The sequence below is a fragment of the Providencia sp. JGM181 genome, from assembly GCF_018257375.1.
Lineage (GTDB): Bacteria > Pseudomonadota > Gammaproteobacteria > Enterobacterales > Enterobacteriaceae > Providencia > Providencia lanzhouensis.
This window is the reverse complement of sequence record NZ_JAERJY010000099.1, coordinates 1-13,379: the sequence shown is the minus strand read 5'-3', so window position 1 is coordinate 13,379 and position 13,379 is coordinate 1. Positions and strand designations below refer to the sequence as shown.

The following is a 13,379-nucleotide window of genomic DNA, read 5'->3' as shown; positions in this document are numbered from 1 at the left end:
TGCAGGTACGATCTCTTTATTTCTACTATCATAATGGAGAAATTAGTAAGATAATCTCATTGAGTTACAAAGCTTTTTATAAATTTACATGACATTTTATAGAGTAAATGAGCAATGTAAGATAGCATTAAATAACAATCTATCTGCATATCGCACGAAACGCCTTAATTCATCTTCAAATTTACTTTATAGATATTGATTAATGACACTGAAAACGTTGCACAAGAGTGAGATCTAAGGTCAAAGATAAGATGACAACTGCCGCAACGGTTGCTGATTTTAAAGGTTTAGTTATTATCAATAGATAGATCACAAAGGCTTTAATGCCAATAAGTTAACAGAATTTTACATGGAGTCAGATTTGTTATTTGCTCCATTTGACTAACACATTTTGTATCAGGTAACTGACTAATGAACATACCGCTCTACTATTTACGACATTACCAATCGATCGAAAAGACGTTTTGGACTTCGATTTGTGAGCACAGTATCCAGATTGCACAACATACAATTTGTTATTTAACGCCATTAAATTCTCCGGCGTTCAATTTTATCTATCTGCAACCCGACTCTACTCATCATGCTTTTATGCAAGCGTACAACCTGTTCGTATCGCAGAAAAAGAATCACACTTTGGTGATCCCTGAAGAGATGTTGCCAAAAGTCGTCAGAGATATTGAAGCTCTTAACTATAAACGTGACAGCGTCACAACAGCAATGGCGCTAACATTGTCACAGCAGAAAGAAGTTGATTTGCCTGATAATCAGGTAGATATCGTGCTCGCAAACCATGATTTATCCCTTTGGGCTAAACCATTGGTTTCTGCGTTCTATCTTTCAGAAGAGCACGATATGGTGATCCAAGAGTATGTTCGCTACCACGAAGATGCCCTGCAACAAGGTGCACCACAATTCCATTTCGTCTTATTGGTCAATGGAGAGCCCGCAACATCCATGACGGTCACCATTGAAGGTGAATTGGCGCGTTTCGACGATATCGGTACTGAACCTAAGTTTCAGGGTAAAGGCTATGCTTCTCAGCTTATTGATTATGCCCTCGCATTTTGTCGTCAACAACGAGTCGAACATTGCTTCTTAGATGCTTCAGAAGCAGGATTTGATTTATATAAAAAATTTGGATTTGAGCCGTTATTCCGTTACATCAATTATGTTTGGTGCAACAAAAACGCAGTGAATTAATGAGATAACTTTATAGTGATATTGCCGATAGCAGGCTGCTATCGGCAAAAGTTGCGGAAAATATCAGAGATTAAATTTCATCACAGGCTGTTTTTAATGCAGCTGTTTGCTGGAATTTTTCAATCCCAAGTTCAATTAAACGACTGATCAGTTCTTGATAAGTCATACCGCCTTGTTGCCACAGCTTTGGGTACATACTGATATTAGTGAAACCTGGTAATGTGTTGATTTCATTAATCACAACATCATTCGTTTCGGTTAAGAACACATCAACGCGGGACATACCGCTGCAGTTTAAGGCTTGATAAGCTTCAAGTGCAATTGCACGGATCTTTTCACTCACATCTTGCTTTAAATCCGCCGGAGCAACAACAGACGCACCATTTTCATCAATATATTTAGTATGATAAGCATAGAAACTGTCATGCAGCACGATTTCACCACATGGGCTAGCGAGTGGATGTTCATTTCCAAGCACCGCACACTCGATTTCACGCCCTTTTACAGCGCTTTCAATCAGCACTTTCATGTCAAATAAGAATGCAAAATCTAATGCCGCGTTAAACTCGCTTTCATTATTAACTTTACTGATCCCAACCGATGAACCTTGATTAGCTGGTTTAATAAATAATGGTAAGCCCAGTTTCTCAACCGTTGCAGCATAGCTGATTTCACCACGACTGCTTTTCAATAGCGTAATAAATGGTGCAATGTGCAACCCTGCATCCCTTAAAAGGCGTTTAGTGACATCTTTATCCATACAAGCTGATGAGCCTAGAACACCCGGTCCAACAAACGGTAGGTTCGCCATACGCAGTAAACCTTGTAGAGAACCATCTTCACCTAAATTACCGTGGACAATTGGGAAAATCACATCAATTTGTGGGAGAGGTTTAGCATCTTCTAGAGAAATGAATTGTTCACTTTGTTTGCCTGGAACGATTGCAATGCTACGCTTTGGAGTATTTAACGCGATATGAGCAGGATCATCGCCATGTAACAGGAAGTTCGCTTCATCATACTCATGCCATTGCCCTTCTTTATTGATACCGATAAGGCAAACATCAAACTTACTACGATCTAATCCATTAATAATATTTTTAGCTGATTGCAACGAAACTTCATGCTCAGTGGATTTACCACCAAAAATGACACCAACCCGGATTTTGCTCATTATTTACTCCAACATAAAGACATCAAAAACGATTCTGGGAAATATAGCACGCAGCGAAATAGTTAGGGCATAAAAACTTCACTACGCAAGTAGGTTCGGTGATTAAATGACCAAACCCTTAAAATTATACAAATTTTATGCCGATTACTGAGTTAACAACAGGCTTTGATTCACGTTTGTTTCTAACCACTCCATAAAAATGGCTGCTGGGGTATCCGCTTTTATTTCTTTAGGTGAAAGCAAATAATATGCAGAACCATCTTCAATAAAACCTTCTGGGGCCATTAATTGTTGTGTATTAATTTCATCAGCAACCATTAGGAACGATGCAATTGTAACGCCCTGTCCTGCTAATGCAGCCTGCAAACACAAGTAGAAATGTTCGAAATTAACTTGTTTATTATGTTGTAAATTGATGCCACTACGGGCTTGCCATGTACGCCAAACATTTGGCCGGGAGGCTGGTACAAGCAAGTTCAACTCATGATAGGGCTGGCTATCATTTTTCTTGATGATGCCCATCCATTCTGCACATATTTTTTTCGCATAAATATTGTCATCCCAAGTGAAATCATTACGACGAAGAGCAAGATCGACCCCCGCCTTATTAAAATCAATGGGACCACCTGCGGCAATCAAATGTACGGTAATTTCAGGGTGTTGCTGATAAAAACCGGTTAAACGAGGGATCAGCCATTTCATTGCGATGGTCGGCTCACACGATAAACTAACAACTTGGTTATGAGGACGCTGAGTAATTTTTTCGACGGTATCTGAAAGTTGCTGGAATACGTGTGTTGTCGTTTGAAATAACAGTTTACCTTCTTCTGTCAAAAAGATAGCTCGATTACGCCGTTCAAACAGTAAAACACCGAGATGATCCTCAAGTAATTTTATCTGGCGGCTAATTGCACTGTGCGTAACATGCAGCTCTTGCGCGGCTTTAATAATACTTTCATAGCGCGCAACAACATCAAAAAACCGTAACGATGTTAATGGAGGCAGTTTCATAGAATTAATGTCTTCATAAAATTAAGGGGCTTATAAAATAAGTGACTTCACAATTAAATAGGTAACGAAAACTGACAGATTTTATTGAGAATAAATCGCTTTTTATCTAACTACAATCTATTGATAATCAATATCTCTAATTAATCAAATCTATTTTTACCCAAAAAATTAAGTCAGTTTTTATTACCATTAGGATCTCACTATGAATGAAATTATCGCTGTTGCCACCATCACTATTTTGGCGGTTATTAGCCCTGGTCCCGACTTCGCTATGGTCACCAGAAATAGCTACTCCTATGGCACCAAAACGGGTTTACTCAGTGCCCTTGGTATTGCTGCTGGAGTGCAAATTCATGTGCTGTATACCATTTTTGGCGTGACTCTAATCATTATGAGTTCCCCTACATTATTTATGGCAGTCAAACTCCTTGGCGTCGCTTATTTGGTGTATATCGGCTTTAAATCCCTAACAAACAAAACAGCCATTAACGCCAGCGATAACCTTAACCCAACATCAGCACCCTCTTCATTTTCCGCATTTAAAATGGGTTTTTTAACCAATGCCCTCAACCCTAAGACGATGTTTTTCGTTGTTTCGGTCTACACCCAAGTGATTCAAACTGGTAATTCTCAATGGCTAAACTTCAGCTACGGATTATTTATTTCTTTTGCACATTGGGTTTGGTTTAGTTTAATTGCTCTATTTTTTGCAGCACCGTTGATTAGAAATAAAATCTTAAAATATCAATTCATTATGGATAGAGTTATCGGTGCCTTATTAATTATGCTTGGTATCTCTTTGCTCTTTTTTAATATTTCATCATGACTGAATTCATTTCGAATGAGCCGAACCATTTTGAAAATGTTCATTCACCATAATGGCAAGCTCCACCACATCTTTAGGAAGGTTTAAGTCATTCATTTCACTAAGAGGAATCCAATGAAAATCTGAATTGCATTGGATTTCTTCGTCTATGAGCTCACAGAGATAAACCATATCGATATGCCAATGATCTCCTTGGCGCTTATCTGCAATGAATTCTTTTAAAATGGCTAAAGGAATTGGTAAAGAGAGAGTATTTTTTGAATCATTTACCTTTGAGTGCAACGGATAGCGGCAATCAATCACTCGGCACCGTAAGCCTGTTTCTTCAAACACTTCACGAACAACAGTATCTTGTGGTTCTTCATTTGGATCAACGTGACCTCCAGGAGGTAGCCAGATACCTAGCTTAGGATGCTCATGCAATAGAAATTCCCCTAGAGAATTACAGATCATCGCCGTCGCCGTAAAATGTTTGATGTGTTCCACTATTTTTCTTCCTTTATACTTATCATCTTTATAAATCAATCAAATACAGTACAACATGCCTAATCGCTTCTATTGCCACCGCCAGTTCTTCATGGGATAAGGTACTAATTGCTATTCTTAACGCCTGCGGTACTGAGTTTGATGTGCAGTAAGACTCTGCGCTGCTAATGGCTATATTTTGCTTTTTTAATTCACTGACGACTGCATCAGCGCGTACGCCATCAGGTAATGGTAACCAAACAAAATAGCTGGCAGGATGCGCAATATAGGGTATATCCGTAAAAATTTTCTGGACTATTGCTTGCCTTATTTTTGCATCCCGTCGCTTATCTCTTTCAATGCTATCTACCTCACCTTTTTCAATCCAATCACAGAGGATAGCCGTGGTTATTGCCGGTGTATTCCATGTTGTAATTCGGATAATACGCTCGATGTTTTCAATATATTGTTGCGGTGCCAATACCGCACCGACACGTAATCCCGTTGCAATATTCTTCGAAAAACCTGTTGTATAAAATGTAATTTCAGGTGCCAGCGTTGCTAATGGAACAACTGCTGGTCGCTGTAAAAAGGCATAAGATCCATCTTCAATTAAGAAAAATTGGTGCTGTTTGGCTATGTCCACCAGCTTTTTACGCTCCGATAAACTCATCACCCAGCCTAGCGGATTATGCAAAGTCGGCATCGCATAGTAAGCCCGAATTTTTCTCTGTTGGCATAGCTTATCCAGTGCTTGTAAGTTTGGACCATTTTCTGCCGTAGGCACAGATATCAGTTCTAAATGGTAAATTTTTGCAAGAGCCTTAAACCCCGGGTAAGTTAAGGCATCGACCGCAATAATATCCCCAGGACTGAACATACCTAAAATGATGGTAGCTAAACCATGTTGACCACCACTCACTAAAGCCACTGTATCTGCCGTTGCATGAGTTAACCCACGCTGTTTTAAGTATTTAGCGACCATTTTTCTTTCATGTTCACGCCCTGTATGTTGTTGATAATAAAGAATCCCTTCTAGATCACCACCAACCGCTATTTCCCGTAACGATTCCCGTAATAGTTTGGTTTGTTCTTTCGCAATCGGATAACTAAAATTCAGGTCTAACGTGTTTTTAGCGACATCTTGCTCAATACTTAACTTGGGCAATAGATTGATATCTCGGACAAAGGTGCCTCGCCCGGTTTCTCCGATGATCAAGCCCCGTTCCATCAGTTCTCGATATACCCGCGAAGCTGTCACTAAGGAAATACCCGATTTTTCCGCAAAATGGCGATGCGTAGGCAAACGCTCCCCCGCTTTAAATTCGCCACTCATGATTTGCGCTGAAAGCAAGTCAACATGCTGCTTATAACGATTCTGAGCCATGAAATTGTACCTATGACAATTTTTTGATTGTCATGATTATGTCGATTAGCTTAGTAAAACTCAATTACTAATAATAACGGTCAATTATGAATCAAATTAAATCATTAACATCGAGCAGTGTTTCCATAACGGATTCATCTCATACCACTCGCGGTTGGATCAGTGGCTTTATTGGCGTTGCTATATTTAGTGGCTCACTTCCCGCAACCAAACTGGCTATCAGTGGATTTTCGCCCGATTATTTGACCATTCTGCGGGCTACTATCGCTGGGATTTTGGCTCTGATTGTTTTGATAGTTTTACGCCAAAAAATTCCAGCAAGACAAAAGTTGATTCCTCTTCTTATCGTGACATTTGGTGTGGTGCTTGGCTTTCCATTCTTAACTGCTGTTGCATTACAGTACATTAGCTCATCTCACTCCATTGTATATTTAGGGCTGCTTCCTTTGTCTACCGCTTTATTCGGTGTTTTACGAGCAGGCGAGCGCCCTCGCAAATTGTTTTGGTTGTTTTCAATCATGGGAAGTTTATTTGTAATCGGCTTCGCAATTCTTCAAGGAGCCACTTACGCATGGCAAGGTGACTTATATATGGTCATTGCTGTAATTGTCTGTGGGTTGGGCTACGCAGAAGGTGCTGTACTTTCAAAATCATTAGGGAGTTGGCAGGTGATTTGCTGGGCGTTGGTTTTAGCATTACCCATCATGGTGATATTCAGTATTTTGCGCTTACCACCCACGTTTTCTACTGTTCCATTTGAAGCATGGATGGGCCTAGGTTATGTCTCTCTGTTTAGTATGCTAATTGGTTTCTTTTTTTGGTACCGAGGGCTGGCTGAAGGCGGAATTTCGGGCGTCAGTCAATTGCAACTATTACAACCGTTTATTGGATTAGTGCTTTCCGCTTGGCTGCTTAATGAAACAGTTAATAGCGTCATGATCATGTCTACACTTGGAGTCATTCTGTGTGTCGCAGGTTCAAAACGTTTTTCACGTTAAATATTGAAATAACTAACCTTAACGGAAAATTAAGGTTTAACTTTGGTTTATGGTAATACTGAGGCGATTTCATTAATTTACCCTCAATATCACGATTAGGATTTATGGGTTTATGAAACGTTTTAGTATTACCTCCCTACTGTTTTGTATGCTGTTTATATCGCCGGTCTCATTTTCTGAAACCATGCGATTAAGTGTGACTTCACCTAAGCAAATACCCTATACGGAAACCTTGGTCTTACCAGGGACATTTGTTGCAAAAAATGAAATTGCGATTGGCTCACCTTTGCAACAACAAATGGTGATTGATGTACTGGTTGAAGAAGGTCAATGGGTTGAAAAAAACCAACTACTCGCCATATTAGAATCTCCACTCCAAAATGCATCTGTAAGCCAGTTACAAGCTGAAACTGAAAAAGCCACAGCCTATATTAAGCAGCAAAAAGCTGTGGCAGAACAAGCGCAAAAAGAACTTTCTCGCCTAGCTCCGCTGGCTAAAACTGGGGTTATTTCTGCCAACGACTTTGAAAAAGCAAAATCAGAATCTTTAGCGGCGAACGCACTATTAGATGCTAATAAAGCAGAACTGCGTCAATTACAAGCTCAGCTCGCGAAAGAAAAAAGCCAACAAGATAAGTCACGGATCATTGCGCCTATTTCTGGTGTAATCAGTGAGCGTCATGCTATTCGCGGAATGCTAACGGATAATCAATTACTGTTTAAAATCATTGAAGATGGTGAAATTGAATTTAATGCTTTAGCGCATATTTCAGAATTAAAACGTTTATCAAATCTGACGTCTATCCAATTAAAAGCGCCTAATAATCATCAAATAGCAGGAAAATTGCGTTACTTAGCACCGAAAGTAGATCCTATTTCACAACAAGGAAAGATTCGTATTTCTCTCGCTGAAAATGGAGATAATCTACAAGCTGGAGAATCAGGCACAGCAATTATTTCCAATCCAGAAAAACTGCAAACTACGCTCCCATACAGTGCCATTCGAACATTTGATAATGGTGAACGAGTCATTTTTACTGTCGTTGATAATAAAGTGAAGCAGCAAAAAATAACGACCGGAAAAATTCATGATGGCCGTATCGAGATTTTGTCCCCTATTTCCAGTGATACCGTTGTTGTCACCAATGCCCAAGCCTTTTTAACTGAAAATGATACTGTGACCCCAGTCAAGGATAGTCAATGAAACTCCAACTATCTTCATGGGCAATCACACGCCCTATTCCTACTATCGTTATGTTCTTAGCGCTCACGATTGCGGGTATATTTTCTTTTAATCAATTGCCTGTTACTGCAAACCCGGTAGTTAATTTTCCAATAGTCACAGTGACCATTACGCAAGATGGCTCATCCCCGACCGAAATGGAAAACGCTATCACGAAACCAGTTGAACGGGCAGTTTCTGGTATTCCAGGGATCCGTCATATCACATCAACCATCACTGAAGGCATTTCCACCACCACTATTGAATTTGATTTAACTGTGGATGCCTATATTGCAACCAATGATATTCGTGAACAAATCGCACAAATTCGCAGCGATTTACCGCAAACAATTGATGAACCATTAATTAACCGTATTGATATCGAAGGCGGTGCAATATTACGTTACGCCGTTTCATCAGATAGCCAATCCCTTGCCGATTTATCTTGGTTTATTGATGATACAGTCAGTAAACAGTTAATTACGGCCCACGGAGTACAAAAAGTCAGTCGCCTTGGTGGTGCTGATAGCGTTATTCGCATCGAGCCAGACGCCGATAAACTTGCAGCATTGCAATTGTCTATCCTAAGTATTAATGAACTACTCAGAAGCACGCATCAAAATTCCGCTGGTGGCTCGTCTAAATATAATGACCTACAACATACTATTCGGATTTTAGGTGAAAAAAAGAACGTTGATGAAATTAAAAATATCCAATTACCTATTGGTAATCAACAGTGGATTAAACTCGGGGATATTGCTGCAATTTATCAAGGTCAAAAAACAACCAAAACCATTTCGCAATTAAATGGTAAAGATGTAGTTGGTTTTGCCGTATTTCGCGCTAAAGGCTCCAGTGATACCGAGGTCGCAAATAATGTTGAACATGAGCTTGCACAATTAAAACTGAAACACCCTGATATTTCTATTCAGCTTGTTTCATCAACCGTGAAATATACAGAATCAAGCTACCATTTAACGATCCAAACTTTATTAGAAGGTGCATTTTTAACCGTTATCATTGTCTTCTTCTTTTTAAAAAGTTGGCGAGCCACCTTGGTCGCGGCTGTTGCATTACCTTTATCTATTCTTCCCACCTTTTTGGTATTGGCAATATTTGGCTATTCACTTAATAGTATGACACTGCTTGCTTTGACATTAGTCATCGGTATTTTGGTCGATGATGCGATTGTCGAAATTGAAAATATCCAAAAATACATAGAACGAGGCGAACGCCCTTATTTAGCTGCGTTAAAAGCCTCGGACGCGATAGGTTTTGCCATTGTAGCCATCACGCTCACTATTGTAGCGGTATTCTTGCCCGTCAGTTTTATTGGCGGCTTTGTTGGTAAATACTTTGTGCCTTTTGGTATTACCGTTTCCGCGGCTGTTTTATCTTCATTACTCGTAGCCCGATTAGTTACGCCATTAATGGCGGCCTATGTTTTATTACCTGCAAAAAAGAAAGTGACCGAACATTCTGTACCTAACTGGATCAATCGATATTCTCAATTGTTAGTAATGACATTGAAACATCGCAAACTCGCCCTTTCATTCGCATTTATATTTTTGATTGGTTCAATTTCCAGTATTACTTATCTGCCTATTGGCTTTATGCCTGAAGGCGATATTAGTGTTAGCCAGATTGAAGTGGAATTACCACCAGGAACCCCTGTTGAAGAAACTCAAAAAGCGGTTAGGAATATGGCTGAACAATTGAAATCACGTACTGAAATAAAGTCAATTTATACCATTGCGGGGATCAGCGATGACGCCGATGGAATAGCTCAGCATAAAGGTCAAATAATTCTGACATTAACAGAACCAAATGAACGTGAAATGTCACAAAAACAGTTTGAAAACTCAATTTCTCACCTATTACAACAAACTCCAGATGCACGCTATACCTTCAGTAATAGCGAAGGAAATAAAGAATTTTCATTGACCTTTACAGGAGCTGATCCCAAAGAGCTAGAGATTCAAATGCATAAGCTTCGCGATGCAGTTGCCAAAGTGAATGGAATTAATAACGTCCGTGTTGTTAAGCCACTTTTACGTAAAGAGCTGATTATTTCCCCTGACTTGCAAGATTTAGGAAGAACTGCAGTTAATGTAGAAGAAATCGCCAATACATTAAGAGTGGCAACAATGGGAGAATCAAACTCTCGCAGCGCTAAATTTAATTTACCGGATAGACAATTAACGTTACAGGTTGTTTTACCTGACAATCAAAAAAATGACGTAAGCGCGTTGCGTAATCTCTATATTCGTAGCGGTAATGATTTAACTGTGCCACTTAAATCCGTCGCTAACATTAATTTTAGCGATGGACCATCACAGATTGACCGCATAAATCGAGCTAGGAAAATGTCTATTGAAGGTAATTTAGATGGGTTATCACTTGGCGAAGCATTGGAACGCGTTGTCGAACTTCCTGAATATCAATCACTACCAAAAAGTATTGAGCCATTAGAGTATGGTGATATGGAGTTCATGCTCGATATGTTTGAACGCTTTAGTACAACAATGCTTTTCAGTGTATTACTGGTATTCGCCATACTCATTATTCTGTTTAAAGATTTTATGCAACCTATAACGATTTTAGTGGCACTACCATTCTCTATCGGTGGAGCCATTATCGCCTTAGTGTTATATGGTGCGATGATAGATCTTCCTGTCATTATTGGTATTTTAATGTTAATGGGGATAGTGACCAAAAACTCGATACTTTTGGTGGAGTTTATTCTTGAAAAAGAACGAGCTGGTTTAAATCGACAACAAGCTATGATCGAAGCGGGTCAGGAACGAATTCGTCCAATTATTATGACTACTTTTGCAATGATTGCGGGAATGATCCCTCTTGTGCTTACAACGGGAGCTGATGCAGGATTTAGAGCCCCAATGGCAGTTGCTGTTATCGGCGGCTTGATGAGTTCAACCGTTCTCAGCTTACTATTTGTTCCCGTTATTTATAGCTTGATGGATGATTTGAAAAAGAAAACATTGCCGCTATTAGCGAAATGCACATCTGTCACTCAATCCGATAGAGATATAAAACGCTGGTAGGAATAATTACGATAATAAGAATAACTGCAATAATTTGGCTCTCCATACAAACGATGGAGAGCCAATAACGAGATGTTTTTAATAATTGTGCTTGAAAGCTAACTTACCCTATTAACTTACTGTTTTTTAGTTTTACGGCCGTTTGATACCAGTACTTATTATAATTTTGTGCCGCTTTGGGCAAAAGTGAATAGGTTTTAATCACTTCATCAATTAGTAACATCGCTTCAATCACTCGTTTTTGTTCAAATAAAAACTCAGCGTAAGCAACCTTGTATTCAATATGGTCACGATGACTTAATAAGGCACGAAACTCATTATCAGCTTCTGTAACCAAACCTAAGCGCACTAAAGAACGAGCATATAAAAAATGTCCCGTATTCGAGTTGAACGTTGGATTTTTTTCACACAATAGGTCTAACGTCTCTTTACAACGCGTGTATTCTCCCGCTTCATACAGTGCATCCGCATATTTCAACATAATATCCGGTGAATACTGATTAATTCCTTGCAGTGATTCCTGATAGTATTTAATCGCATTTTGATAGTCACCTTTATCGGTATATGCGTCAGCTAGTGTTACACAACTATTCGTAGTCGGATTTAATTCATACTCTTTTAGAGCTTGATTGATGCTTTTATTGGGTGCTAATTGTTTTTTAATCGCTCTTTCTATTTTATATCCTTGGCGGGAATAACGCATAGCCGGCATCCAAATGACCAGCGCATAAACAACCGAGCCCAAAATTGGGAAAACAAATAAAATGAACAACCAATAAGAGTTTTGATTACTCTTTATTGAATGGACAGCGAAATAAATCGCAGGAATAAAATAGATTAATAATCCCAGAATGTGCATAACAACCTCAATTAATATCAATTCGATGGTTTTGTATATGACCGTACTCATACTTCCTTGTACAGCGGCTTACTTAGTCGTGACTAAATTAGCGTCATAATGACAGGCATCACTCTGAAGGCAAACAGGAAAAAACCTGAAAAGATAAATTAAGAACAAAAAAATAGCTGGCACATTCGCCAGCTACCCTTTGATAAAAATTTATAAATCAATAAATTAGGCTGTTAATGCTAATTTTGCACCGAACATTAAAAAGACAGCACCAATACAGCTATTTGAAAATTTAGATAATTTTTTATTGTGTTTTACCATATTGGTCACTGCAACAGCACCAAATATCAGCATTGATAGATAAAACATGCTGCATGCTTCTAATATCACGCCGAGCACAAAAAATGGCACCCCTGCACTTGGGTACGCTGGATCAATAAATTGAATGAAGAATGAAACATAAAAAATGATCATTTTTGGATTTAGCAAACTTAAAAAGACGGCTTTCTTATAAGTCCCTTTTGTTTCTAATATGATCCCATCGACATCTGTTGCAGATTCTTTTTTATGTAATACTGAATATAACGTTTTAATACCTAAGTAAAATAAGTAGGCAGCACCCGCATATTTGATCACGCTAAAAAATATAGGAGACGTTTTGACTAAAGACGCGACACCTAAGAATGATAAAAAAATGAGCAATGCATCACCAGTAAATACACCAAGTGCTGCTTTGTAACCATTTTTTACACCATATTTTGCGCTACTCGTTAAAACAAATAGAGAATTAGGGCCTGGTACCAATGTAATAAAAATTACACCGATAAGATAAGTCCATAAGTTTGTAATACCGAAGTTTTCAAGCATAATAAACCCGCTAACTCAATAAAAGTTATAACAATTAATTCACATTCTTGCTTAATGGGTACTATGATACACACTTTTTATTTTTAATAAAAGATATCACCACTTAGATGTTAATATACAGAATATAAATCTATTGATTTACTTACTATCCGGTAATTTATATAGATATTGACATTTAAAATTGAAATTAAATTCCAATCAAAATCACTTAATCAGCATCAAGCCAAAAAATTTTTTTAATCAATATAAAACTTCATAAACAAATAACAAGTTAGTTTTTAATACCATTTAAAGTCTGTAGGTAGAGATAGTGA

The 13,379-nt window shown here is 38.5% G+C and carries 11 protein-coding genes; 5 read left to right on the top strand and 6 right to left on the bottom strand.

Annotation, left to right across the window (positions count from 1 at the left end; translation table 11 throughout):
- The first annotated feature begins 411 nt into the window (after positions 1 to 411).
- A complete protein-coding gene (locus JK188_RS12525) occupies positions 412 to 1,200 on the top strand; it encodes a GNAT family N-acetyltransferase (RefSeq protein ID WP_211885553.1) in 789 nt (262 codons plus the stop codon).
- 70 nt (positions 1,201 to 1,270) lie between these two features.
- On the opposite strand, the gene ddlA is transcribed toward JK188_RS12525, so the two are convergent.
- Both ddlA and JK188_RS12515 read right to left on the bottom strand, forming a co-directional pair.
- Positions 1,271 to 2,374, bottom strand: a complete 1,104-nt coding sequence (gene ddlA, locus JK188_RS12520) for a D-alanine--D-alanine ligase (RefSeq protein WP_211885552.1) — start codon at positions 2,372 to 2,374, stop codon at positions 1,271 to 1,273.
- Between the two features lie 144 nt (positions 2,375 to 2,518).
- On the bottom strand, positions 2,519 to 3,385 hold the full coding sequence (locus JK188_RS12515) for a LysR family transcriptional regulator (RefSeq protein WP_211885551.1): 867 nt from the start codon (positions 3,383 to 3,385) through the stop codon (positions 2,519 to 2,521).
- A gap of 202 nt (positions 3,386 to 3,587) precedes the next feature.
- On the opposite strand from JK188_RS12515, the gene JK188_RS12510 reads away from it, so the two are divergent.
- The gene (locus tag JK188_RS12510) at positions 3,588 to 4,211 is read left to right on the top strand and encodes a LysE family translocator (protein WP_211885550.1); all 624 of its coding nucleotides are present in this window, start codon (positions 3,588 to 3,590) and stop codon (positions 4,209 to 4,211) included.
- 6 nt (positions 4,212 to 4,217) lie between these two features.
- Here the strand turns inward: JK188_RS12510 and JK188_RS12505 are convergent, their stop codons facing one another.
- Complete coding sequence (locus JK188_RS12505; RefSeq protein ID WP_336431235.1) at positions 4,218 to 4,697, bottom strand: NUDIX hydrolase; 480 nt, start codon at positions 4,695 to 4,697, stop codon at positions 4,218 to 4,220.
- A gap of 28 nt (positions 4,698 to 4,725) precedes the next feature.
- On the bottom strand, positions 4,726 to 6,063 hold the full coding sequence (locus JK188_RS12500; RefSeq protein ID WP_211885549.1) for an aminotransferase-like domain-containing protein: 1,338 nt from the start codon (positions 6,061 to 6,063) through the stop codon (positions 4,726 to 4,728).
- Positions 6,064 to 6,149: 86 nt separating this feature from the next.
- On the opposite strand from JK188_RS12500, the gene JK188_RS12495 reads away from it, so the two are divergent.
- The 3 genes from JK188_RS12495 (at position 6,150) to JK188_RS12485 (ending at position 11,348) form a co-directional block, all read left to right on the top strand.
- On the top strand, positions 6,150 to 7,061 hold the full coding sequence (locus JK188_RS12495; RefSeq protein ID WP_211885548.1) for a DMT family transporter: 912 nt from the start codon (positions 6,150 to 6,152) through the stop codon (positions 7,059 to 7,061).
- Positions 7,062 to 7,173: 112 nt separating this feature from the next.
- Positions 7,174 to 8,265, top strand: coding sequence for an efflux RND transporter periplasmic adaptor subunit (locus JK188_RS12490; protein ID WP_249215393.1), 1,092 nt, complete (start codon positions 7,174 to 7,176; stop codon positions 8,263 to 8,265).
- Entirely contained in the window at positions 8,262 to 11,348 is a 3,087-nt protein-coding gene (locus JK188_RS12485) for an efflux RND transporter permease subunit (RefSeq protein WP_211885547.1), read from the top strand. The genes JK188_RS12490 and JK188_RS12485 overlap by 4 nt, the downstream gene beginning before the upstream one ends.
- A 103-nt stretch (positions 11,349 to 11,451) precedes the next feature.
- Here JK188_RS12485 and JK188_RS12480 read toward each other — a convergent pair whose 3' ends face one another.
- Together JK188_RS12480 and leuE are read right to left on the bottom strand one after the other, a co-directional pair.
- Positions 11,452 to 12,258, bottom strand: coding sequence for a tetratricopeptide repeat protein (locus JK188_RS12480; protein WP_211888647.1), 807 nt, complete (start codon positions 12,256 to 12,258; stop codon positions 11,452 to 11,454).
- A 165-nt stretch (positions 12,259 to 12,423) separates the two neighbouring features.
- Entirely contained in the window at positions 12,424 to 13,065 is a 642-nt protein-coding gene (gene leuE, locus JK188_RS12475) for a leucine efflux protein LeuE (RefSeq protein ID WP_154599283.1), read from the bottom strand.
- Positions 13,066 to 13,379 lie beyond the last annotated feature (314 nt).